We start from the raw sequence: 21,356 nt of genomic DNA, 5'->3' as shown, positions 1-21,356 counted from the left end.
CATGACTCCGCAGATGCGCCATCACCTCGCACACGCCGGCTGGCTCGCGGCCGTGCTGGCGGCGCTGGGGGGCGTGTTCATGCTCTACGCCCACCCGGCGTTTCTGGTGACGCTCGTCGACCAGGTGTGGTCGTGTTTCTGAAGCAGGCTGAATTGCTATGAAAGATGTAGCGCCATTGCACGGCACGGGCACGCCTTCGGAATGGATCGTGCGCTGGTCGCACCTGCTGGCCGCCGATGCCACGGTGCTCGATGTGGCCTGCGGCGCAGGCCGGCACATGCAGTGGTTTGCCGGGCGCGGGCATCCCGTCGCAGGCGTCGACCGGTCACCGGAAGCGACCGAGCCAGCCGGCGCCTTCGGACAGGCGATTACGGCCGACATCGAATCAGGCCCCTGGCCCTTCACCGGCCAGACCTTCGGCGCAGTGGTCGTCACCAATTACCTGTGGCGCCCCCGCATGGCCGACATCGCGGCGGCCGTGGCCCCTGGCGGCGTGCTGCTCTACGAAACCTTCGCCGCCGGCAACGAAACGGTGGGCAAGCCGTCGCGGGCCGACTTCCTGCTGCAGCCCGGCGAGCTGCTTGCGGCATGCGCGGACTTGCGCGTGGTGGCTTACGAAGACGGGTTCCTCCCCGAACCCGCGCGCTTCGTGCAGCGTATTGCCGCCATCCGTGCGCCCGCGCCCCTCGGGGACCATCCGCTGCGTGCCCTGCTTAAGGGAAACTGAGGGGGCCGGTCCCGCTGCCTCGGCGGTGCCCGGAGTAAGTAGAATCGGCGCTTTCGTCCACCGACAAAGAGATTCCCCCTTGGAGCAACTGACAGGCAGCATCGTCGCGCTCGTCACGCCGATGCACGACGACGGCAGTGTCGACTACCCCGCCCTGCGGCGACTCATCGACTGGCACATCGACGAAGGCACCGACTGCCTTGGCGTGGTCGGCACCACCGGCGAATCGCCGACGGTCGATGTCGAAGAGCACTGCGAAATCATCCGCGTCTCGGTCGAGCAAGCCAAGGGCCGCGTGCCCGTGATGGCCGGCTGCGGCGCCAATTCGACCAAGGAAGCCATCGAGTTGGCCAAGTTCGCCAAGGGCGTTGGCGCCGATTCGCAATTGCAGGTCGTTCCTTACTACAACAAGCCCACGCAAGAGGGCCAGTACCAGCACTTCAAGGCCATCGCCGAGGCCGTGGGCGACTTGCCCATCGTGCTGTACAACGTGCCCGGCCGCACCGTCGCCGATATGGCGCACGACACGGTGCTGCGTCTCGCGCAGGTGCCCGGCATCATCGGCATCAAGGAAGCCACCGGCAACATCGAACGCGCCCAATGGCTCATTCGCGATGTGCCCAAGAACTTTGCCGTGTATTCCGGCGACGACCCGACCGCCGTTGCGCTCATGCTGTGCGGCGGCCAGGGCAACATCAGCGTCACGGCCAACATCGCGCCGCGCAAGATGCATGAACTGTGCGTGGCCGCCATCGCCGGCGACGTGAAGCGCGCGATGCAGATCCAGTTCGAACTCATGCCGCTGCACCGCAACCTGTTCGTCGAACCCAATCCGATTCCGCTCAAGTGGGCCATGGCCCGGCTCGGCCTGTGCGGCGGCGCCCTCAGGCTGCCGCTCACCGAACTCGGCGAAGCCAGCCGTCCGGCGGTCGAGGGCGCCCTGCGCGCCACCGGCCTGCTCAAGAACTGAGCCAATCCCCCAATACGCCTGCGATCCGCTTTTTCCCTGGCCGCAACAAGGTTAAGCAACCTTTTGCCCGAACCGTGCTCAGAGATGGCGGGCACTGCGGCCCATAGATTGATCGAACCATTCCAACAAGGAAGACGACGTTGAAGAACCTTTCGCAACTTTCGCGATATGCACTGCTGACCACCCTGGTTGCCAGCCTCGCCGCCTGCTCCGTGCTCGAGAGCGACAAGATCGACTACAAGAGCGCCGGCAAGGCCCCAACGCTCGAAGTCCCGCCCGACCTGTCGCAACTCTCGCGCGACAACCGCTATGCGGTGCCCGGCGGCGCCGTCAGCGCCAATTCGTACCAGACCGGCATCGCCAATGCGCCGGGCGTACCCACCGCCGTCGCCAACATCGGCGATGTGCGCATGGAACGCGCGGGCACGCAGCGCTGGATCGTCATCAACCGCACGCCCGACCAGCTCTGGGAGCCGGTGAAGGACTTCTGGCAGGAAAGCGGCTTCCTCCTGACCACCGAGCAGCGCAACCTCGGCATCATGGAAACCGACTGGGCCGAAAACCGCGCCAAGCTGCCGCAGGACATCATCCGCGGCACGCTGGGCAAGCTGGTCGACTCGGTCTACTCGACCGGCGAACTCGACCGCTTCCGCACCCGCATCGAACGCACCACCAACGGCACCGAGATCTTCATCAGCCACCGCGGCATGCAGGAGGTCTACAACAACTCGCGCCAGGACCAGACCGTGTGGCAGCCGCGCCCGAGCGACCCTGAACTCGAAACCGAGTTCCTGCGCCGCCTGATGGTCAAGCTGGGTGTCTCGCAAGAGCAGTCGAAGATCCTGGCCGCCACCTCGGCACCGGCAAAGACCGCGACCACCGCCAGCGTGGGCAACCAGCCCGTGGTGCAGATCAGCGAAGGCTTCGAGCGCGCATGGCGCCGCGTCGGCCTCGCCCTCGACCGCACCGGCTTCACCGTGGAAGACCGCGACCGCAGCGCCGGCATCTACTACGTGCGCTACGTGACGCCGAACCCCGACAAGAAGGAAGAAGGCTTCTTCGGCAAGCTGTTCAGCAGCTCGTCCAAGGACGAAAAGCCGATCAAGTTCCGCATCCTCGTGAAGAGCCAGGGCGAATCGACCACCGTCTCGGTGCAGAACGAAGCCGGCGCGCCCGAAACCTCGGCCAACGCGCAGCGCATCGTCAAGGTCATCGCCGACGACCTGAAGTAACCCGCATGCTCCGCTTCCGAAGCCTCGGTAGCGGCAGCACGGGCAATGCCGCTCTGGTCGAGGCGACCAGCGGCGGCCGCACCTCCCGGCTCCTGGTCGACTGCGGGTTCGGCATCCGGCAGCTCGATCAGCGGCTGGCCCAGGCGGGCCTCGTCGCTGGCGACATCGACGCCATCTTCATCACCCACGAGCACGGCGATCACATCGGCTGCGCCCACACGCTCTCGCGGCGCAATCGCATTCCCGTCTGGATGAGCGAAGGCACCTGGCTCGCCACGGGCGGCCGCGACTTCGAGGGCCGGTTGAACCTGGCGCGCGACGACGCGGAGTTCGCCGTCGGCGATATCGGCGTGCAGCCCTTCACCGTGCCGCACGACGCGCGTGAGCCACTGCAGCTTCGCTGCACGGACGGCGCGCGCTCGCTCGGCGTATTGACCGACCTGGGCCACGCCACGGCCCACGTGCTGAATCGCCTGGCCGGCGTGCATGCGCTGCTGCTCGAGTTCAACCACGACAGCGACCTTCTGGCCAATTCGGCCTACCCGCCTTTCCTCAAGCTGCGCGTCGGCGGCAACTACGGGCACCTGTCGAATGCAGCGGCGGCGGAGATCGCGCGCGCGGTGCGCCACGACGGCCTGCGCCACGTGGTCGCAGCGCACTTGAGCGAGCAGAACAACCGGCCCGACATCGTGCGGCGCCTGATGGCCGAGGCGCTGGGTGGCCATGAGGCGGAAATGCTGACCGCCACCGCGGCCGAGGGCTCGCCCTGGCTCGATGTCTGACCGCCAGCTGACCTGTAGGCGACCCCAGTAGAAAAGCCGCCCTCGGGCGGCTTTCTGCTTGGTGAAGGACCTGGCTTATTGCTTGGGTGCTTCGTTCTTCTTCGCGGCCTCTGTCGCGGCATTTGCAGCGTCCAGCGCCGACGAAGCGGCGGGTGAAGGTGCGCTCGCAGCCGATGAAGGCGCCGGCGCGGCGGCAGGCGGCGCCGCGGGTTCGGTCACGGGAGCGGGCGGAGGCGTCACCACCGCGGGAGCGGCGTCCTCTTTCTTGCCGCAGGCAACGAGTGCGGCAGCGGCGATCAACGAGGCAATCAGGACGGACGACGACTTCTTCATGAGAACTCCTTTGGCAAAGAATGTCTGGAACGAAAAAATTCTAGACCCGCATCTCCGCCTGAATGTGTCTCGCGGCCGCATTCGCGGCATTGGCTTACAAGCCGAGTGTCGATGCCGGAAATGCCGGCCGCCCCACGCGCCAGCTCTCGTCGATGGCTTCGCGCAATTCGCGGCGGGCGCGAGGATCTGCACCGCAGACGCCGCGGCAGCGCTCGGGGTCGATGCGGTGCGCGAACCAGGTGGGTGTCCAGATCGCGCTCGGCGGCTCGGCGCCGGCCACCTTGGCGGTGGCCCGGCATTCGATGATGTGGTCCCACATGCGGCGCCACGGCACGAAGCGCGCGTGGCCGCGCTCGATCACGTCGAAGCGCTGGGCCAGCAGCACGAAGCGCCGGCCGCTGGCCGACCAGGCCTGCAGCGCCTCGATGCTGGCGCGCTCACCCAGGGGCCAGTCGGCGAAGTCGGGATCGCTGAAGACGATCTCCTTCCAGCCTTCGCGCGCGGCGGCCGAGAGCGCATGGCGAACGATCGCGCCGAAAGCCTCCCGGCCATCGAAGCGGCCTTCGGGCAACAACGGCAGCGGCGAAGTACTGTTGCCGTCAGTCGGCATGAACCCAGCCCGCCTCGCACCACTCGCCCAGCAGCGCCAACGCCCCTTCGCTGGCCCGTGCCAGCTCGCGCGGGCCGAGCGCGCGCCGGTCGGCCAGCTTGCGCATCAGCGCGGCATCGGCGCCGCCTGCACGAAAGCTCTCGCCGTTGATGTAGATGTGGCGCGTGTCGTAGAGCATGCGCGTGCGGCGATCGAGCGATACCTGCTGCATCGCGTCGGGCACGTCGCCGCCTTCGTCGAACCAGATGTTGGCCTTGGGCTCGGTCAGCGATTCGCCAAGGGCGCGGGCTATGGCGTCCGGGTCGCGCAGCGCGGCCTCGACGGCCTTGCGCGCGAAGTCCTGCAGCGCGGCGGGCATTGCGGCGGGGGCATCGACCGCAGGCTGCGTCGGGTCGCGGTAGCGCGTCAGTTCCGCGGGGCCGGCGTCCTCGAGGTCTTCCGAATAGGCCTGCGCCATGCGCGCGAGCAGATCGGCGCCGAGCTCGCCCAGGGCGGACGAGCGCAGGCCGATGGAAAAGGTCATGCAGTCGTCGCCCACCGCGACGCCTTCATGGGCGTACTTCGGCGGCAGGTAGAGCATGTCGCCCGGCTCGAGCACGAAGGTCTCTTCGGGCTCGAAGTTCTCGAGGATCTTGAGCGGCACGCCCGGCTGCAGGCGCAGGTCGCCCTGCTTGCCGATGGACCAGCGGCGGCGGCCCTGGGCCTGCAGCAGGAACACGTCGTAGCTGTCGAAATGCGCGCCGACGCCGCCGGTGTCGCTCGCGTAGCTGATCATCAGGTCGTCCAGCCGCGCATCGGGCAGGAAGCGAAACTGCCGCAGCAGGTCGTGCACGCCGTCGTGGTGCAGGTCGACGCCTTGCACCAGCAGGGTCCAGGCGGGTTGCTTGAGGGGTGGCAGGGCACGTCTTGGCAGCGGGCCGTGCTTGAGCGACCAGCCTGATTTGCCGTGGCGGATGAGGCGCGATTCCACCTCTTCGCGCTCGGCCAGCGCAAACAGCGCGCTGCGATCGATCGGTGGCACCATGGCGGGAATTGCCTGGCGGACCAGCAGCGGCTTTTTCTGCCAGTACCGCCGCATGAACTGCGCGGCGCTCAGGCCGCCGAGCAACGGCAGCGGTTGTGTAATCTCCATGGGAGAATTCTGCAATGGAAATCTCTGAACAATGCGTGGTCGGTTTGACCTGGACGATGAAAGACACGCTCGGCGACGTGCTGGATGTGCTCGACGAGCCGGTCGAATTCATGGTGGGCGGCGACGATCTCTTCGACGTCATCGAGGCGGCCTTGCAAGGCCATGAGCCTGGCGCCCGTGTGCAATTGCAGGTCGAGCCCGAACAGGGCTTCGGCGACTTCAACGACCAGATGCTCTTCCTGGAGCCGCGCTCGTTGTTTCCCGAGGGCACGGAAGAAGGCATGACCTTCGACGGCTCGGCATTGCCGAAGGGCGTGAGTGACGGCATCCCGCGGGACGCGCTCTACACGGTCGCCGAAATCTACCCCGACCACCTGGTGCTCGACGGCAACCATCCGCTGGCCGGCATCGCGATCCGACTGGACATCACCGTGCGTTCGGTGCGCGAGGCGACGGAAGAAGAAGTCGGCCGCGGCACGGCCGGTACGGCCTTCTTCAAGGTGCCGCCGATGGCACCGGGCAACCAGATGCTGCACTGAGGACTGCAGACGTAAAAAAACCGGGCACTGCCCGGTTTTTTTACGTCTGCATAGACCGCTTACATGCGCGAAATCTGGCCGTTGTCGATGCGCACCCGGTCGCCGATGCGCAGGTCACCGGGGCTTTGCACGTCGAACGCCCGATAACCGCCGTGGTCGGTTTGCACCGACACCCGATAGCTCTCGTAGACACGCGGCCCGTTCTGCTGCGCCTCGATGGTGTTGCCCAGCAAGGCACCGCCCACGATGCCCAGCGCGGTCGCCGCGGCCCGGCCGTTGCCGCGCCCGAACTGGTTGCCGACCACGCCGCCGATGACGCCACCGGCGACAGCACCGCCGCCGGAAGTACCGGTGCCGGCAGTCTCGCTGCGCAGCACCTCGATGTTGGCCACATGGCCGTATTCGACGTGGGAGGCTTCGCGATACTGGATGGCTTGCGGCGGCGCCTGGTAAGGGTAGCGGGAGGTCTGGTAGACCGGCATGGGGGCAACACAGGCCGTGAGCGTGGCCAGGGCCAGCACGGAAGCGGTGACGGATACGAAGCGCATTGAGATCTTCATGTTGAGAGGCTCCTCGAATAGAACTGCGCGAGAAAGTGCGCTGCCTGTGAATAACGCCGCAGCTTTCGCTGCGATGACGCAAGACACATGCTGAAACTTTCGAGTGCGGCGCCGCTGCGGCGGTTCCGCTCTTTACCCCTCGCTTACCTGGTAGTTACTCAGGCTGGCTTCAGCTTTTGGTGCTCGCTCAGTGCTTGCCCGTGGAGCCGTAGCCGCCCTCGCCGCGCTGCGACGCCTCGAATTCCGTGACCACCCGGAACTGCGCCTGCACCACCGGCACGATCACCAGTTGCGCGAGCCGCTCCATCGGCTGCAGCACGAAGGGCGTGTCGCTGCGGTTCCAGGCGCTGATCTTGAGTTCGCCCTGGTAGTCGCTGTCGATCAGCCCGACGAGGTTGCCCAGCACGATGCCGTGCTTGTGGCCCAGCCCCGAGCGCGGCAGGATCAGCGCCGCGAACGCCGGATCGGCCAGGTGGATCGCGATGCCGGTGCCCACCAGCTGCCAGCCGTTGGGCTCCAGCGTGACCGGCGCATCGAGGCAGGCCCGCAGATCGAGGCCGGCGCTTCCGGGAGTGGCATATGCGGGCAATTGATCCACCATGCGTGGATCGAGGATACGAACGTCGACTTTCACTTACTTGCCTTGCTTTTGTTGCTGCTGTTCTCTTTGCTTGCGGGTGGCCTCTTCGAGCACCTGCTGCCACTTGGCCACGCCGGGCGTGAGCTTCAAGCCCTTGAAAAAACTCTTGCCGAACCAGGCCGCCACGGCGAACCCTGCGACCAGCACGAAGAACGGCACGCCGATCGACCACAGCACCAGGAACACCAGCGCTCCCACCGCGCCCAGCACCTTGAGCAGCACCGGGTCGAACGAGCCCGGCTCCCGCTTCGGCACGGCGCCGTTCGGCAGGTCGGCGCGCTGCATCGCGGCCGAGACTGGGCCCTGCTGGCCGGGCGACTGGTTCATGCCGACGTCCAGCCCGGGCTCCCCCGGCTGCGCCGGCCGTTTCGGCTGTGCCGCCCGCGCCGAAAGCTGCTCGACGTAGCGGGCGAAGTCGCCATTGGGCGGCGTGTTCGATTCGGTGTTCATCAGGCTCTCCAGTCGGGAAGTCGTGCGGCAATCTCCGTCATCAGTTCACGCGCCAGCGTGAGCTTGGGCGCGCGGGGCAGTTCGCGCACGCCCTTGGCGTCCACGAGCAGCAATGCGTTGTCGTCCTGGCCGAAGGTCAGCGGGCCGATGTTGCCCACCAGGAGCGGAATGCCCTTGCGCTCGCGCTTGGCCTTGGCGTGTTCGACGAGGTTCTCGCTCTCGGCCGCGAAGCCGACGCAGAACAGCTTCTTGGCCTGGGCCCGCTCGCTCTTGGCGACCGTGAGCAGGATGTCGGCGTTCTCGACGAAGTCGAGCACCGGCGTCTTGCCGCTGCCGTCCTTCTTGATCTTCTGGTCGCTGTGCGTGGCCGGGCGCCAGTCGGCGACGGCGGCGGTAGCTACAAAAATGCTAGCACTCTGCGCTGCACGGGCGGTGGCTTCGAGCATGTCCTGAGCGGACAGCACATCGACGCGGGTCACGCCGCGCGGCGTCGGCAGGTGCACGGGGCCGGCCACCAGCGTGACTTCGGCACCGGCCTCGCGGGCGGCGCGGGCAATGGCAAAGCCCATCTTACCGGACGAGTGATTGGTGATGCCGCGAATCGGGTCCAGCGCCTCGAAGGTCGGGCCCGCGGTGACCAGCACCTTCTGCCCCGCCAGCAGCTTGGGCTGAAAGAAAGCCGTGATGTCCTCGAGCAGTTGCGCAGGCTCGAGCATGCGCCCGTCGCCGGTCTCCCCGCACGCTTGCCAGCCGCTGCCCACGCCCAGCACGGTCGCGCCGTCGGCCGACACCTGCATCAGGTTGCGCTGAGTGGCCGGGTGGGCCCACATCTCGCGGTTCATGGCGGGCGCGATCAGGAGCGGAATGCGGTCCATCGGGCGGGCCAGGCACATCAGGCTCAGCAGGTCGTCGGAGCGGCCCTGCACCAGGCGGGCGATGAAGTCGGCGCTGCACGGCGCCAGCACGATCGCGTCGGCCTCTCGGCTCAGGTTGATGTGCGGCATGTTGTTGGGCTCGCGGGTGTCCCACTGCGAGGTGTAGACCGTGCGGCCGGAAAGCGCCTGCATCGTCACCGGCGTGATGAACTGCTCGGCCGCCTCGGTCATCACGACCTGGACGGTGGCGCCGGCCTTCACGAAGAGCCGGCAAAGCTCGGCCGACTTGTAGCAGGCGATGCCGCCCGTGAGTCCCAGGACGATGTGTTTTCCGGCGAGATCTTGCATGGGCCGTATTGTTGCTCATAGGCCATCGAACAAATGGCAACAAGCCCTCGGCGGAAGGTGTCGCAAAGGGCACACCTATAATCGCAATTTCCCACTGCCCGGATTCACGCATCCGGAACTGGCATGACCAAATTTGTCTTCGTCACCGGTGGTGTCGTATCTTCCCTTGGCAAGGGAATCGCCTCCGCCTCTCTCGCTGCGATCCTCGAATCGCGCGGCCTCCAAGTCACCCTCATCAAGCTTGATCCGTACATCAATGTCGACCCCGGCACGATGTCGCCCTTCCAGCATGGCGAGGTGTTCGTCACCGATGACGGCGCCGAGACCGACCTCGACCTCGGCCACTACGAGCGCTTCATCAACACGCGGATGCGCAAGGCCAACAACTTCACGACCGGCCAGATCTACAAGACCGTGCTCGAGAAGGAACGCCGCGGCGACTACCTCGGCAAGACGGTGCAGGTGATCCCGCACATCACCAACGAAATCCAGGAATACATCAAGCGCGGCGCCGGCATCGGCACCTCGCACGAGGTCGACGTGGCCATCGTCGAGATCGGCGGCACGGTCGGCGACATCGAGTCGCTGCCCTTCCTGGAAGCCGTGCGCCAGATGAGCCTGCGCAACGGCCCGAACAACTCCGCCTTCGTGCACCTGTCGTACGTGCCCTGGATCGCCGCCGCCGGCGAACTCAAGACCAAGCCCACCCAGCACACGGCCAAGGAACTGCGCGCCATCGGCATCCAGGCCGATGTGCTGCTGTGCCGCGCCGACCGCCCGATCCCCGACGATGAGCGCGCCAAGATCTCGCTGTTCTCGAACGTGCCCGAATGGGGCGTGATCTCGATGTGGGACGTGGACACCATCTACAAGGTGCCCCGCATGCTGCACGAGCAGGGCCTGGACGGCCTCATCTGCGACAAGCTGCGCATCAACACCCCGCCCGCCAAGCTGCAGCGCTGGGACGACCTGGTCTACGAGGTAGAGCATCCGCAGCAGGAAGTCTCGATCGCCATGGTCGGCAAGTACGTCGACCTGTCGGACAGCTACAAGTCGCTCAACGAGGCGCTGCGCCACGCCGGCATGAAGAACCATGCGCGCGTGAAGATCGACTACATCGACTCCGAAACCATTTCCGCGCAAGACGTCTCGCGCCTCGCGAAGTACGACGCCATCCTCGTGCCCGGCGGCTTCGGCCAGCGCGGCGTGGAAGGCAAGATTTCCGCGGCCCGCTTCGCCCGCGAAGGCAAGGTGCCGTACCTGGGCATCTGCCTGGGCATGCAGGTGGCCACCATCGAATACGCACGCCACGTGGCGGGCCTGAAGAACGCCAACAGCACCGAGTTCGACCCCGAGACGCCCACCCCCGTGATCGCGCTGATCACCGAATGGAAGGACGCCGACGGCACCGTGAAGACGCGCGACGCGAAGTCCGACCTGGGCGGCACCATGCGCCTTGGCGCCCAGAGCTCCGATGTCTCGCCGGGCACCTTGGCCCACAGCATCTACGGCGACGTGGTCACCGAACGCCATCGCCATCGCTACGAAGCCAACGTCAACTATCTGGACGAGCTGCGCGCCGCCGGCCTCGTGATCTCCGCGCTCACGCAGCGCGAGCACCTGACCGAAATCGTCGAGCTGCCGCAAGACGTGCACCCCTGGTTCATGGGCGTGCAGTTCCACCCCGAATTCAAGTCGACGCCATGGGGCGGCCACCCGCTCTTCAACGCGTTCATCAAGGCAGCACTCGATCACAAGGCACAGGGCGCGGGCGGCTCGAAGAGCCTGAAGGCTGTTGCATGAGCCGTTGGGGCGTTTCGAAGGCGAACACCGCAGTGCGCAGCGTGGAGGCGTCCGAATGAGGCTCTGCGGGTTCGACGTCGGGCTGAACCAGCCCTTCTTCCTGATCGCCGGCCCCTGCGTGATCGAATCCGAGCAGCTGCAGATGGAAACGCACCCCGATCCCGCCAAGGCATTGAGCGACGGCCCCAACGCCGTGCCGCTCAAGCACATGAAGGCCCTGCTCGAGACGCTCGTCGCGCTCGACCGGGTCACCAAGAAAAACGCTTTTCTCGAGGACATCTTTCAGCAATGACCAGCGCCTACATCATCGCCAACGTCGAAGTCACCAACCCGGTGCAGTACGAGGACTACAAGAAGTGGTCCACCGAAGCCATGAAGGCGCACGGTGCCGAGGTGTGCGCGCGCGGCGGCAAGGTCGAAGTGCTCGAAGGCGACTGGGCGCCGCAGCGCATCGTGATCCTCAAGTTCCCGAGCGTCGAAGCCGCAAAGAAATTCAATGAATCGCCCGAATACGGCAAGGCGCGCACAGCGCGTCAGGGCGCCGCGATCATGCGCATGATCGTTGTCGAAGGTGTGTGATCCGTTTTATTTGAGAAAGACAAAAGATGAGTGCAATCGTTGACATCGTCGGCCGCGAAATTCTCGACAGCCGAGGCAACCCCACCGTCGAGTGCGACGTGCTGCTCGAGTCGGGCACCATGGGCCGTGCGGCCGTGCCCTCGGGCGCATCGACCGGCTCGCGCGAAGCCATCGAGCTGCGCGACGGCGACAAGAGCCGCTATCTCGGCAAGGGCGTGCTGAAGGCCGTCGAGAACATCAACACCGAGATCTCCGAAGCCGTGCTCGGCCTCGATGCCAGCGAACAGGCCTTTCTCGATCGCACGATGATCGACCTGGACGGCACCGACAACAAGGCGCGCCTCGGCGCCAACGCCACCCTCGCCGTCTCGATGGCCGTGGCCCGCGCCGCGGCCGAAGAGTCGGGCCTGCCGCTGTACCGTTATTTCGGCGGCATGGGTGGCATGCAGCTGCCAGTGCCGATGATGAACGTCATCAACGGCGGCGCGCACGCCAACAACAGCCTCGACCTGCAAGAGTTCATGATCATCCCCGTGGGCGCCAAGAGCTTCCGCGAGGCCGTGCGCTATGGCGCCGAAGTGTTCCATGCCCTGAAGAAGATCCTGGGCGACCGCGGCATCAGCACGGCGGTCGGCGACGAAGGCGGCTTCGCCCCCAGCGTCGAGAGCCATGAAGCGGCCATCCAGCTCATCCTGGAAGCCATCGACAAGGCCGGCTACACCGCGGGCGAGCAGATCGCCCTGGGCCTCGATTGCGCGGCCAGCGAGTTCTACAAGGACGGCAAGTACGTGCTGTCGGGCGAGAACCTGTCGCTGTCGGCCGAAAGCTGGACCGACATGCTCGCCAACTGGGTCGACAAGTACCCGATCATCAGCATCGAAGACGGCATGCATGAAGGCGACTGGGACGGCTGGAAGCACCTGACCGAGCGTCTGGGCAAGCGCGTGCAGCTGGTGGGCGACGACCTGTTCGTCACCAACACCAAGATCCTGCAAGAGGGCATCGACAAGGGCATTGCCAACTCGATCCTGATCAAGATCAACCAGATCGGCACGCTCACCGAGACCTTCGCCGCCATCGAGATGGCCAAGCGCGCGGGCTACACGGCCGTCATTTCGCACCGCTCGGGCGAAACCGAGGACAGCACCATCGCCGACATCGCCGTTGGCACCAACGCCGGCCAGATCAAGACCGGCTCGCTCTCGCGTTCGGACCGCATCGCCAAGTACAACCAGCTGCTGCGCATCGAAGAAGACCTCGGCGACATCGCCAGCTACCCGGGCCGCGGCGCGTTCTACAACCTCAAGTGATGCCAGCCACCCGGCTCGCCAGGCCACGCACTTCGCCGCTCCATCCGGAACGGCAGCGCGGCGGCCCCGGTGTGCGGGTGGCGTAGACAGACACTCATTCATGCGCGCGCGCTTCGTTCCTCCCATCGTCCTGCTGCTCCTGCTGGTCGTTCTCCAGTGGCAGCTGTGGAACGGGCGCGGCAGCGTGCGCGACGTCGTGCAACTGCAGACCAAGCTGACCGATCAGAAGGAAGCGAACGCCAAGGCCACGATCACCAACGAGCGGCTGGCCTCGGAGGTCAACGACCTGAAGGACGGGCTCGAGATGGTCGAAGAACGTGCGCGAGCGGAACTCGGCATGGTCAAGCCGAACGAAGTATTCGTGCAGATCGCGCACTGACCCTTCAACACTCCGCCTGCTGATGCCCGAGTTCCTCTCGGCCCCCGCCTTCGCGCTCTGGGGCTCCCCCGTCAGCTGGCTCGAACTCGTGGCCGCCGTCCTCGCGCTCGCGATGGTCGGCTGCAACATGCGCGAGATCCACTGGGGCTGGCCGCTGGCCATCGCCAGTTCGCTGCTCTACGTCGCGGTCTTCGCCAAGGCGCGCATCTATGGCGATGCGTCGCTGCAGGTGTTCTTCGCCTTCGTCGCGCTCTGGGGCTGGTTCCAATGGCTGAGCGGCCATCGCAGTGACGGCAGCGCGCTGCATGTCAGCCGGCTGTCGTCGCGCGGCATCACGCTGACCCTGGTCGCCTGCGCCATCGCATGGCCCGCGGTCGCCCTCTTCCTTGGCCGTTTCACCGACACCGACGTGCCGTGGTGGGACGGTTTCGCCACCGGCCTCAGCCTCATCGGCCAGTTCCTGCTCGGGCGCAAGTTCATCGAGAACTGGCTCATCTGGCTGGCGGTGAACGTCGTGAGCGTGGGCCTGTTCATCCACAAGGGCCTGTGGCTCACCGTCGGCCTGTACGCCGTGTTCGCGGTGCTCAGCGTGGCCGGCTACCTGGCATGGCGGCAGCGCCTGCCGGCGCTGGAGCGCGCATGACGCCGATGCTGCCGACCGGTTGCGTCATCGCGGTGCTGGGCGCCGAGAGCACCGGCAAGACCGAACTGGCGCGCGCCATCGCACAGCGCCTGCAGGAGCGCGGCATTCCGGCCACGCTGGTGGGCGAGTACCTGCGCGAATGGTGCGATCGCGAAGGCCGCACGCCGCGCCCCGACGAGCAGCAGGCCATTGCCGACGAACAGACGCGCCGCATCGACGCCGCAGCAGCAACCGGCGTCGTGATCGCCGACACCACCGCGCTCATGACCGCGGTCTACAGCGAGCAGCTCTTCGACGACCGCTCGCTCTACGCCGGCGCCCTCGCAGCCCAGCGGCGCTACGCCATCACGCTGCTCACCGCGCTCGACATTCCCTGGGTCGCCGACCACCTGCGCGACGGCCCCCATGCCCGCCAGCCGACCGACACGCTCGTGCGCGCAGCGCTGACGGGCGCGAAGCTCTCGTTCACCGTCGTGCACGGCACCGGCGGCGAACGCCTGGCCAACGCGTGGAACGCCATCAACTCGATCGCCAGTGGCGAAGACCGCGAAACCCGTGCGCGTGCGAGTGGCAAGGCCGACGCAAAGCCCGCCGCGTGGACATGGCCTTGCGAGAAGTGTTCCGACCCGGAATGCGAACATCGGCTTTTCACAGACCTGATCGGGCGGCGCGAATAAGCAAGCCGCCGTTCTTCTTCCACGGAGACCTGATGCCCCTGCACCCCGCCCCGCGCACCGCCTCCCTCCTGCCCTTTTTTATCGCCGCGCTACTGTCGGCCGGCCCTGCCCTCGCAGCCCCCGTCGCCGCCACTGTCGAGAACGGCACCACGACCACCGCCTGCGCCGAGGAAGACAACGTCTCCATGGTGCTGCGTGGCGAGGGCATCCGCCACATGCGCATCGAGGCGCTGCAGCCCGACTACCTCGACAAGATCGGCAACGACGTCACCGCGCCTGATTTTTCTGGCTGCAATTTCGATGGCGGCACACACCCCACCGATCCCGCGCACCGCTTCAAGAAGCGCACCGTGGTGCTGCTGGACAACGCCGAGTGGCGCATCGTCGGCATGACGCTGCCCACCTTCTGGCGGCCGCAGCGCGTGCCGGTGCAGGTAGGCAAACGCAGCGACCGCGGCTTTCACCTGCTGCAGGTGTTCAAGAAGGAGAACGGCAAGGCGCTGGAGGCCATCGTGCTGTATCCCTCCGACGGTTACTGGCGCCTGAAGCCGCTGCCCGAGGCGCGCTTCGGCGACGGCGTGTACGGCTCGTCGTTCCTGCTCGGGCCCGTCGAGCAGGCCGGGCGGCCGGTGGTGAACATCGCGTCGATCCGCGTGGTGCCCAAGCCACTGGCGATCCACCTGCGCTTCACGAACGGCGGCAGCGCGGTAGCGCGCGTGGACGAGATCAGCCGCAAGCGCACGGCGCTGGATGTGACGCTGTCGAAGCCCACTGCGAGCGCGCAACCCTTCGCGGTGCTGCGCTCGATGTACGTCACGCCCGACAACGCCGATATGAGCGAAGTGCGCTGGCAGGAGTCGCCGGGCGCCGCATCGCAGGCCAGATCCTTGCCCGAAGTGAAGTCGCTCAACGCCACGCAGGTGCGCTTCGGCCGCAGCCTGCCTTCGAAGCACAACACGAGCGCGCCGGACATCGAATTCAGCGGCTTCGACAACGAAGCCCGCTGAGCGCAGCAGCGGTCAACCAGCGCGCCGCACCTCGCCCGGCGTCACACCGAGCACGCGGCGCATGCACCGCGCCATGTGGCTCTGGTGCGAGAAACCGCTCTCCAGCGCCACGAGGCTCGCCGGCATCGCGCTGCGCAGCAGCAGGCCGCGCGCGCGGTCCACGCGCCGGTGCACCACGTACTCATGCACCGGCAGGCCGGTGGAGCGCTTGAATTGCGTCTTCAGGTGCGAGGCGCTCAGGCCTGCGATGTCCGCCAGCGCGGACAGCGACAGATTGCCGTCCAGATTCGCCTCGATGTACTCCGTCACACGCCGCAGTTGCGGCCGCGACAGCCCCTGCACGGGCGCCGCCTCGACCTTCTGTCCCGCAATCAAGTGCACTGCCAGCGCGGTGCCCAGGCTGTCGGTGTACAGCGTGCCGTTCGGAAATCCCGCGCGCCGCTCGGCATCGAGCGCGAGGGCGATGTGCTCGATCTGCGCATCGCGGAACTGGTGGCGTTCGCCGAGCCGCGCACGCTCGGCGGGCAGGGCCATCTCGTCGGCGGTGCGCTGCAGCAGCGAGGGCGCCATGCGCACGACGATCGAGGTGCTGGGCGCCTCCTCGTGCCAGACGTCGGTCGCGCCGGCCGGCAGGATGTCGAGGTCGCCGCGCGTGTAGAGAAACTTGTGCAGCCGGCAGGCGCCCGGCACAGGTGCGCCCGCGTGCAGCTTGATGCGGTGGTCGGGCAAGGCCTCGTAGCCGACCACGCCGGCCGGGGTCTGGCGCATGTCGACGCGCAGGCCGGAGGGTGCGGGCATCACGAAGCTGTCGGCCGTCAGTGCCAGGTCGTTGTAGCTCATCGGAAAGATTATCTGCCGCGACCGCGCCGCATGCCATCGTCCGTTTGTGCTCCCGCACGGCCGAATGTGCGCGACCTTTTGCGCGGCAATCCCGATCATTCGCAGCCATGAACTCCAATCGTTTCAAGGCATGCGAACCATGAACAAACCCTACGCGGGCAAGAAGGCCGTCATCACCGGCGGCACCATCGGCATGGGACTGGCGACGGCACAGGCGCTGATCGAAGGCGGCGCCGAAGTGCTGGTGACCGGGCGCAACCCAGAGAACCTCGAAGCCGCGCGCCGCACGCTGGGCCCCGGCGCCCATGTGCTTGCGTCCGATGCGGCCTCGCTCGCCGACATCGATGCCCTCGCCGTCACGGCGCGCGAGCGCTTCGGCCGCATCGACCTGCTGCACATCAACGCCGGCATCGCGACACTGGAGCCCTTCGCGCAGGTGACCGAAGCGGGCTACGACCGCGCTTTCGCGATCAACACCAAGGGCCCGTTCTTCACAGTGCAGCGCCTCGCACCGTTGATGCCGCAGGGCAGCGCGATCGTCTTCACCTCGTCCATCGCCGACGAGGGCGGCATGCACGGCATGAGCGTCTACAGCGGCACGAAAGCCGCGCTGCGCTCGTTCGCCTCGGGCTTCGCGGCCGAGCTGGTGACGCGCGGCATCCGCGTCAACGTGGTGAGCCCGGGGTTCATCGACACGCCCACGCTGGGCATCGCCGATGCTACGGCCGAGGAGCGCGCGGAGTTCATCCGCGTGGGCGACCAGATCACGCCGATGCGGCGGCATGGCACGGCAGCCGAGGTGGCGCGCGCGGTGCTCTTCTTCGCCTTCGAGGCGACCTTCACGACGGGCGCCCGGCTCACCGTCGATGGCGGGCTGGGGCAGAAGCTCACCCCGGCCGCCGCCTGAAATCCGCACCCAAAGGAACACACGAAATGACCGACGTTTCCCTCATCGGCCTCGGCCCCATGGGCATCGCCCTCGCACGCGCCCTGCAATCGAAATTCACGCTGACGGTATGGAACCGCACCGCCGAACGCGCGAAGCCTTTACTGAACCAGGGCACGGTGCTCGCACCCGGTGCGCTCGCCGCGGTGCAGGCCAGCCCCGTCGTGCTGGTCTGCGTGGCGGACTACACGGCTTGGCGCGCCATCCTCGCCGCGCCCGGCGTGGCCGACGCGCTGCGCGGCAAGGTGCTGGTGCAATTGAGCACCGGCACCCCGCAGGACGCGCGCGACGACTGGGCAGCCCTCGGCGGCGTCGCGTATCTCGACGGCGCCCTCCTCGCCACGCCCGGCCAGATCGGCCGGCCCGACACGCCGCTCTTCATCTCCGGCGAAGAGCGCGCCCTCGCCGCCTGCCGTCCGGTGCTCGAAGCCATCGCCGGGAACATCCAGTACATGGGCGAGCCCATCGGCAACGCGGCCGCGTGGGACCTCGCCACGCTCTCTTGCATGTTCGGCGCGATGAGCGGGTTCTTTCACGGCGTGCGCATCTGCGAATCCGAAGGGCTCGGCGTGGCCGCCTTCTCGCAGATGATCGGCGCGATCTCGCCGGTGCTCGGCGAAATGATCAGCGCCGAGGGCCTGGCCATCCACGCCGACCGCTACGGCGAACCCGAGAGCTCGATGGCCACCTGCGCGGGCGCGGGGCGGCTCTTCGTGAAGCAGGCGCGGGAAGCCGGGCTCGATGCGAGCTTTCCGGATTTCCTGATGGGGTTGTTCAAGCGGTCGCTGGATGCGGGCTTTGCGAACGAGCGGTTGGCGGCGATGGTGAAGGTGATGCGTTAGCCCAACGCTGATGTCGTTGCGCAGCATTGCGATAACCGGACTCCCCGCGTCATAGAACTAGAACCGCAACCACGCGACGTTCCTGCTTTGAAGCGGCAGCGTGCTCTTCCACTGCACTGCAATGCGATGGACTACGGGAACGCGCCGTACCGCTTCAACGATGCCGATACCGCATGCCGTTCGGCTGAATATTCCTGGCGGCTGCGAGGAACACCCGTCACCACAGACGCGCTTTGGTTTGGCCTAGCGTCTCGACGCACTTCGCCAAGGCCTTGGCGCGTTCCTCGCGCAGACGCAGCCAGCCGTCGGCTTGCCATGTGGTCCAAGCCACCGGCTCCGACTGATAGAAGCAATTGGCCGGCATGGGCGGAAGACCGAAACGCAGGCTTGCCAAGGCCAAGCCGGCGCTGAACTGCAGGCGGTACAACTCGTCCTGGCCCGACAGGTTTTCGTAGACGAGTCGCCATGCGCCGGGGTTGATCGGCGCGTCGGCCTCGGCAGGCAACTGCGCGGCAGCAACCATGTCTTCGCGCGTCCATCCGCTTTCGCTGCGGCCCCGCTCCAGTTCCTTCCACGCTCGGGCCGCATAGACACGGGTGGCGATCTCATTGAGCGCCTCAGGTAATTCCTTCATGCCGGGGTTATTCGCCCATGGCTGCCCTGCCAGTTCCAATACCGGGTCGCCGACCAGGTTGTCCTTGGAGAAGCCTTCTGCCGCGAAACCGCCCACCCGCCCCGTGACCGCCGCAAGACCGACATTGAGCGCCACCTGCGCCGCAACGGCACGGCCCGTGTGATCGCGGCGCACGATGCGCAACCGATCGAAGCCGTCGGGATAAGACTTGCCGCGCAGACGCACCTTGGTCGTGCCTACCGGCACGAGGCCGTCGGCTGCGGCGTAACTGCTCAGCGCGGGCGCCGAGGCAGCCGCTTCGTCCGGTTGGGTCGCTGCCAGCGGCGGTTGGGTGACGCATGCGGTCAGGAGAAGTGCGATGCCGAGTGCACCCCGTCGCAGGGCAGCAGCAGTGTTCATTGATATTTTTTCTGTCTTTGTTTGCATTGGAAAAACCTCCCTTGATCAAAAGCTCGCGTTCAAATTGAAGCCGAGCGTGACCTTCGCGGTGCGATAGCCCTCGGGCTTGCTGATGGGTGCACCGACGAAGAAGTCGTAGCTCAACTTGCTCCACTGGCCGCGCACACCGACCACGGCCCCCGCCAGGTTCTGGCCGAGCGTGTCGATGGTGGAACGCCCGCCGACGTGGCCGTAGTCCATACCCGCATAGAGCTCGGCGCCGCTCTGTCCCATGGCCCAGCCGATGTCATTGCGCAGCAGCCAGCCGCGCTCGCCCATCAGGTTCGCCTCGCCATCGAAGCCGCGCACTGTGTAGCGCCCGCCGATGGCGAAGCGATCCTGCGGTGTCAGCGGCGTGCGGTTCCACTGGGCGCGAATGAGGCCCGAGTACCGCAGCTTTTGCTCGCCGAGCTTGAATGGCGCGTTGAGGCTGATGTCGGCGGTGTAGAGCTTCAGGCGCGAAGTGCCCTCCAGCGGGTCATTCAGATCGTCGCGATTGCGATAGGCGATCTCTTCCGACGATTCTTTGGCGCCAAAAGCGCGGGTGCCACGCTTGTAGGCCAGCGTGCCTTCGAGCGTCGCCTCACCGATGTACTCCTTGTGATTCAGGCTCAGCTCCCAGCCACCGGCCACGCGGTGCTGCACGTCCAGTTCCAGGTCTTCGATGAAGCTGCGCGACTCGCGGCGAAAGCCCTTGATCGCCACCGTCGTCTTGCGGCTTTGATCGCGGTAGACCAGGCGCGAGAGCTTGACCTCGGCGTTGCTGGTCTTGCCGGCGTAGACGATATCGCCGTTCAGACCGGCGATGCTCTGGTGATACTGGCTGTTCGATGCAGTGAAGCCGAGCATCCAATAGCCGAAGGGCAGCGAGTAGTGCGCGACCTGGCCTTCGGTGCCGTAGCTCGGTTCCCAAAGGAAGTGACTGTTGATGCTGTGGTTGGCGCTGACGTAGAACAGGTCGTTCAGACCCAAGGGGTTGTCAAACGATGCGGTAACGCCGGCTTGATTGCGGCCTGTGGCCTTGGTGCCACTGTCGTCCAGGCTCAGATTGACGCGCCATTTCTTGGATTGAACGTACTTGACGACCAGATCGCTGTCGCCAGGCCTGGCGTTCGGCGCTGTCGATGGTTCGATCTGGATGTCGGCTTCGGCGGTGGGTGCGCGCTTCAAGTTCTCGAGGCCTTGCTCGATGTCGCGCAGGTTCAATAGATCGCCAACGCGTGCAGGGATCGCCGTGGTCAGCAAGGCGGAACTGCCGAGCAACGTGGACGAAGAATCCGGCGTCAGGCGAATGGCGGCGATGCGCCCCGGCACCAGCGAGAGCGTCAATGTGCCGGTGGAGAGATCCTGGGGCGCGGCGAGAACGCGGGTCGTGACGTAACCGCGAGCAATCGCGGCTTGCTGCGCTCGCGCGAGAACGACGTTGACACCGGCGGTGCCGAGGCATCGGCCAATGGGTGAGTCGTTGCCATCGGGGCCCGACAGATCGGCGACGACCCATTGGAAGGCTTCGGACTGCTCGCCTGCCAGCAGTACGCGGTCGATGCGAAAGCACGGGGACTCGGATTCGGGGATGCGCTGTGCGGGTGCTGGCGGGGCAGCTTGGGGGCGCTGGTCAACAGTACGTTCGTTCTGCTCGCGCAAGGCGCGTTCGCGCTCCTGCTGGCGCTGTTGCTCGACGAAGGGTTGCGGTGTGCTGGGAGCCTGGGCGTGAGCCCACAGTGGGCCGCCCAACAGCACGCCGGCCAGCATCGCTCGCGAATTCGTTTTCAATTTCTCTCCCTGCTTGTTTCTTCTACCTACGTGCATTGCGCGGGCTACGCGCTCAGCGCCGAGGATCCAGTGACCCCACCCAGCTAAAGCCTCAAGACCCGGCAGACCGTGCAGAAGCTGGTGGAGCTTGCGCACGAATGTTCTAAGCGATCTTTTTTTTGCTAGAGCGTTGACCGCGTAGTCATAACTCTCGGCGATCTGCTGCGGGTGCTCGAACATTTCATTGAAGCTCGACCAGCGATGCTCCGGATTTGCTGGCACGCTCCACGACGCCTCACCACTCGAA

The 21,356-nt window shown here is 66.4% G+C and carries 25 protein-coding genes and 1 pseudogene; 16 read left to right on the top strand and 10 right to left on the bottom strand.

The features are described 5' to 3' along the window. Position 1: 1 nt before the first annotated feature. The 5 genes from VARPA_RS31345 to VARPA_RS10940 all read left to right on the top strand — a co-directional run bounded on the left by VARPA_RS31345 (position 2) and on the right by VARPA_RS10940 (position 3,712). Complete coding sequence (locus tag VARPA_RS31345) at positions 2–142, top strand: hypothetical protein (protein WP_013540624.1); 141 nt, start codon at positions 2–4, stop codon at positions 140–142. Between the two features lie 16 nt (positions 143–158). Continuing rightward, on the top strand, positions 159–728 hold the full coding sequence (locus tag VARPA_RS10955) for a class I SAM-dependent methyltransferase (RefSeq protein ID WP_013540623.1): 570 nt from the start codon (positions 159–161) through the stop codon (positions 726–728). A gap of 43 nt (positions 729–771) precedes the next feature. Next, on the top strand, positions 772–1,698 hold the full coding sequence (gene dapA, locus VARPA_RS10950; protein ID WP_373424068.1) for a 4-hydroxy-tetrahydrodipicolinate synthase: 927 nt from the start codon (positions 772–774) through the stop codon (positions 1,696–1,698). A 140-nt stretch (positions 1,699–1,838) separates the two neighbouring features. Next, positions 1,839–2,930, top strand: coding sequence for an outer membrane protein assembly factor BamC (gene bamC / locus VARPA_RS10945; RefSeq protein WP_013540621.1), 1,092 nt, complete (start codon positions 1,839–1,841; stop codon positions 2,928–2,930). A 5-nt stretch (positions 2,931–2,935) separates the two neighbouring features. Further along, entirely contained in the window at positions 2,936–3,712 is a 777-nt protein-coding gene (locus tag VARPA_RS10940; protein ID WP_013540620.1) for an MBL fold metallo-hydrolase, read from the top strand. A 75-nt stretch (positions 3,713–3,787) separates the two neighbouring features. On the opposite strand, the gene VARPA_RS10935 is transcribed toward VARPA_RS10940, so the two are convergent. From VARPA_RS10935 to VARPA_RS10925, 3 genes are all read right to left on the bottom strand, one after another. Beyond that, on the bottom strand, positions 3,788–4,045 hold the full coding sequence (locus VARPA_RS10935; protein ID WP_013540619.1) for a hypothetical protein: 258 nt from the start codon (positions 4,043–4,045) through the stop codon (positions 3,788–3,790). 94 nt (positions 4,046–4,139) lie between these two features. After that, the gene (locus VARPA_RS10930) at positions 4,140–4,655 is read right to left on the bottom strand and encodes a hypothetical protein (protein WP_013540618.1); all 516 of its coding nucleotides are present in this window, start codon (positions 4,653–4,655) and stop codon (positions 4,140–4,142) included. Further along, entirely contained in the window at positions 4,645–5,787 is a 1,143-nt protein-coding gene (locus VARPA_RS10925; RefSeq protein ID WP_013540617.1) for a cupin domain-containing protein, read from the bottom strand. Before VARPA_RS10925 ends, VARPA_RS10930 begins: the two co-directional genes overlap by 11 nt. Positions 5,788–5,801: 14 nt before the next feature. On the opposite strand from VARPA_RS10925, the gene VARPA_RS10920 reads away from it, so the two are divergent. Next, positions 5,802–6,326 (top strand): FKBP-type peptidyl-prolyl cis-trans isomerase, encoded by a 525-nt coding sequence (locus VARPA_RS10920; protein WP_013540616.1) that lies wholly within the window; start codon positions 5,802–5,804, stop codon positions 6,324–6,326. A 59-nt stretch (positions 6,327–6,385) separates the two neighbouring features. Here VARPA_RS10920 and VARPA_RS10915 read toward each other — a convergent pair whose 3' ends face one another. The 4 genes from VARPA_RS10915 to coaBC form a co-directional block, all read right to left on the bottom strand. After that, complete coding sequence (locus VARPA_RS10915; protein WP_013540615.1) at positions 6,386–6,886, bottom strand: glycine zipper 2TM domain-containing protein; 501 nt, start codon at positions 6,884–6,886, stop codon at positions 6,386–6,388. 187 nt (positions 6,887–7,073) lie between these two features. Further along, positions 7,074–7,520, bottom strand: coding sequence for a dUTP diphosphatase (dut, locus tag VARPA_RS10910; RefSeq protein WP_013540614.1), 447 nt, complete (start codon positions 7,518–7,520; stop codon positions 7,074–7,076). After that, a complete protein-coding gene (locus tag VARPA_RS10905; protein WP_013540613.1) occupies positions 7,521–7,976 on the bottom strand; it encodes a hypothetical protein in 456 nt (151 codons plus the stop codon). Continuing rightward, positions 7,976–9,199: a bifunctional phosphopantothenoylcysteine decarboxylase/phosphopantothenate--cysteine ligase CoaBC gene (coaBC, locus tag VARPA_RS10900; protein WP_013540612.1), complete on the bottom strand. Its 1,224-nt coding sequence runs from the start codon at positions 9,197–9,199 to the stop codon at positions 7,976–7,978. The genes VARPA_RS10905 and coaBC overlap by 1 nt, the downstream gene beginning before the upstream one ends. Before the next feature lie 123 nt (positions 9,200–9,322). Between coaBC and VARPA_RS10895 the strand changes: the two genes are divergently transcribed. The 8 genes and pseudogenes from VARPA_RS10895 to VARPA_RS10860 all read left to right on the top strand — a co-directional run bounded on the left by VARPA_RS10895 (position 9,323) and on the right by VARPA_RS10860 (position 15,597). Continuing rightward, the gene (locus tag VARPA_RS10895) at positions 9,323–11,002 is read left to right on the top strand and encodes a CTP synthase (RefSeq protein WP_013540611.1); all 1,680 of its coding nucleotides are present in this window, start codon (positions 9,323–9,325) and stop codon (positions 11,000–11,002) included. Positions 11,003–11,138: 136 nt separating this feature from the next. Beyond that, positions 11,139–11,294, top strand: a pseudogene (locus VARPA_RS10890) (3-deoxy-8-phosphooctulonate synthase); the annotation flags it as partial. Continuing rightward, complete coding sequence (locus VARPA_RS10885; RefSeq protein WP_013540609.1) at positions 11,291–11,581, top strand: DUF1330 domain-containing protein; 291 nt, start codon at positions 11,291–11,293, stop codon at positions 11,579–11,581. The pseudogene VARPA_RS10890 and the gene VARPA_RS10885, both read left to right, overlap by 4 nt. Before the next feature lie 26 nt (positions 11,582–11,607). Continuing rightward, positions 11,608–12,891 (top strand): phosphopyruvate hydratase, encoded by a 1,284-nt coding sequence (gene eno / locus VARPA_RS10880; protein ID WP_013540608.1) that lies wholly within the window; start codon positions 11,608–11,610, stop codon positions 12,889–12,891. Positions 12,892–12,991: 100 nt separating this feature from the next. Next, positions 12,992–13,270, top strand: a complete 279-nt coding sequence (gene ftsB / locus VARPA_RS10875) for a cell division protein FtsB (RefSeq protein ID WP_013540607.1) — start codon at positions 12,992–12,994, stop codon at positions 13,268–13,270. Between the two features lie 22 nt (positions 13,271–13,292). After that, complete coding sequence (pnuC, locus tag VARPA_RS10870) at positions 13,293–13,913, top strand: nicotinamide riboside transporter PnuC (protein ID WP_013540606.1); 621 nt, start codon at positions 13,293–13,295, stop codon at positions 13,911–13,913. Continuing rightward, complete coding sequence (locus VARPA_RS10865; protein ID WP_013540605.1) at positions 13,910–14,590, top strand: AAA family ATPase; 681 nt, start codon at positions 13,910–13,912, stop codon at positions 14,588–14,590. Before pnuC ends, VARPA_RS10865 begins: the two co-directional genes overlap by 4 nt. Positions 14,591–14,622: 32 nt before the next feature. Beyond that, positions 14,623–15,597, top strand: a complete 975-nt coding sequence (locus VARPA_RS10860) for a hypothetical protein (RefSeq protein WP_013540604.1) — start codon at positions 14,623–14,625, stop codon at positions 15,595–15,597. 12 nt (positions 15,598–15,609) lie between these two features. Here the strand turns inward: VARPA_RS10860 and VARPA_RS10855 are convergent, their stop codons facing one another. Continuing rightward, positions 15,610–16,437: an AraC family transcriptional regulator gene (locus tag VARPA_RS10855; RefSeq protein ID WP_013540603.1), complete on the bottom strand. Its 828-nt coding sequence runs from the start codon at positions 16,435–16,437 to the stop codon at positions 15,610–15,612. Between the two features lie 139 nt (positions 16,438–16,576). Here VARPA_RS10855 and VARPA_RS10850 point away from each other — a divergent pair, with 139 nt between their 5' ends. Then, positions 16,577–17,344, top strand: coding sequence for an SDR family oxidoreductase (locus tag VARPA_RS10850; RefSeq protein ID WP_013540602.1), 768 nt, complete (start codon positions 16,577–16,579; stop codon positions 17,342–17,344). A 26-nt stretch (positions 17,345–17,370) separates the two neighbouring features. Continuing rightward, a complete protein-coding gene (locus VARPA_RS10845) occupies positions 17,371–18,225 on the top strand; it encodes an NAD(P)-dependent oxidoreductase (protein ID WP_013540601.1) in 855 nt (284 codons plus the stop codon). Between the two features lie 217 nt (positions 18,226–18,442). Here VARPA_RS10845 and VARPA_RS10840 read toward each other — a convergent pair whose 3' ends face one another. Then, positions 18,443–19,258 carry a hypothetical protein gene (locus VARPA_RS10840; protein WP_049794395.1) on the bottom strand — a complete coding sequence of 272 codons (816 nt, stop codon included), beginning with the start codon at positions 19,256–19,258 and terminating at the stop codon, positions 18,443–18,445. Positions 19,259–19,303: 45 nt separating this feature from the next. Then, positions 19,304–21,049, bottom strand: coding sequence for a ShlB/FhaC/HecB family hemolysin secretion/activation protein (locus VARPA_RS10835; protein ID WP_013540599.1), 1,746 nt, complete (start codon positions 21,047–21,049; stop codon positions 19,304–19,306). Positions 21,050–21,356: the final 307 nt, after the last annotated feature.

It is taken from the genome of Variovorax paradoxus EPS (assembly GCF_000184745.1).
Taxonomy (GTDB): domain Bacteria; phylum Pseudomonadota; class Gammaproteobacteria; order Burkholderiales; family Burkholderiaceae_C; genus Variovorax; species Variovorax paradoxus_C.
Note: the sequence above shows the minus strand (reverse complement) of the source record. Positions and strands in the feature narration are given on the sequence as shown.

Coding starts and splice junctions, on each gene's coding strand:
- VARPA_RS31345 (WP_013540624.1), top strand. CDS start 2: ATGACTCCGCAGATGCGCCATCACCTCGCACACGCCGGCTGGCTCGCG.
- VARPA_RS10955 (WP_013540623.1), top strand. CDS start 159: ATGAAAGATGTAGCGCCATTGCACGGCACGGGCACGCCTTCGGAATGG.
- VARPA_RS10940 (WP_013540620.1), top strand. CDS start 2,936: ATGCTCCGCTTCCGAAGCCTCGGTAGCGGCAGCACGGGCAATGCCGCT.
- VARPA_RS10935 (WP_013540619.1), bottom strand. CDS start 4,045: ATGAAGAAGTCGTCGTCCGTCCTGATTGCCTCGTTGATCGCCGCTGCC.
- VARPA_RS10930 (WP_013540618.1), bottom strand. CDS start 4,655: ATGCCGACTGACGGCAACAGTACTTCGCCGCTGCCGTTGTTGCCCGAA.
- VARPA_RS10925 (WP_013540617.1), bottom strand. CDS start 5,787: ATGGAGATTACACAACCGCTGCCGTTGCTCGGCGGCCTGAGCGCCGCG.
- VARPA_RS10920 (WP_013540616.1), top strand. CDS start 5,802: ATGGAAATCTCTGAACAATGCGTGGTCGGTTTGACCTGGACGATGAAA.
- VARPA_RS10915 (WP_013540615.1), bottom strand. CDS start 6,886: ATGAAGATCTCAATGCGCTTCGTATCCGTCACCGCTTCCGTGCTGGCC.
- VARPA_RS10905 (WP_013540613.1), bottom strand. CDS start 7,976: ATGAACACCGAATCGAACACGCCGCCCAATGGCGACTTCGCCCGCTAC.
- coaBC (WP_013540612.1), bottom strand. CDS start 9,199: ATGCAAGATCTCGCCGGAAAACACATCGTCCTGGGACTCACGGGCGGC.
- VARPA_RS10895 (WP_013540611.1), top strand. CDS start 9,323: ATGACCAAATTTGTCTTCGTCACCGGTGGTGTCGTATCTTCCCTTGGC.
- VARPA_RS10885 (WP_013540609.1), top strand. CDS start 11,291: ATGACCAGCGCCTACATCATCGCCAACGTCGAAGTCACCAACCCGGTG.
- eno (WP_013540608.1), top strand. CDS start 11,608: ATGAGTGCAATCGTTGACATCGTCGGCCGCGAAATTCTCGACAGCCGA.
- ftsB (WP_013540607.1), top strand. CDS start 12,992: ATGCGCGCGCGCTTCGTTCCTCCCATCGTCCTGCTGCTCCTGCTGGTC.
- pnuC (WP_013540606.1), top strand. CDS start 13,293: ATGCCCGAGTTCCTCTCGGCCCCCGCCTTCGCGCTCTGGGGCTCCCCC.
- VARPA_RS10865 (WP_013540605.1), top strand. CDS start 13,910: ATGACGCCGATGCTGCCGACCGGTTGCGTCATCGCGGTGCTGGGCGCC.
- VARPA_RS10860 (WP_013540604.1), top strand. CDS start 14,623: ATGCCCCTGCACCCCGCCCCGCGCACCGCCTCCCTCCTGCCCTTTTTT.
- VARPA_RS10855 (WP_013540603.1), bottom strand. CDS start 16,437: ATGAGCTACAACGACCTGGCACTGACGGCCGACAGCTTCGTGATGCCC.
- VARPA_RS10850 (WP_013540602.1), top strand. CDS start 16,577: ATGAACAAACCCTACGCGGGCAAGAAGGCCGTCATCACCGGCGGCACC.
- VARPA_RS10845 (WP_013540601.1), top strand. CDS start 17,371: ATGACCGACGTTTCCCTCATCGGCCTCGGCCCCATGGGCATCGCCCTC.
- VARPA_RS10840 (WP_049794395.1), bottom strand. CDS start 19,258: ATGAACACTGCTGCTGCCCTGCGACGGGGTGCACTCGGCATCGCACTT.
- VARPA_RS10835 (WP_013540599.1), bottom strand. CDS start 21,049: ATGCTGGCCGGCGTGCTGTTGGGCGGCCCACTGTGGGCTCACGCCCAG.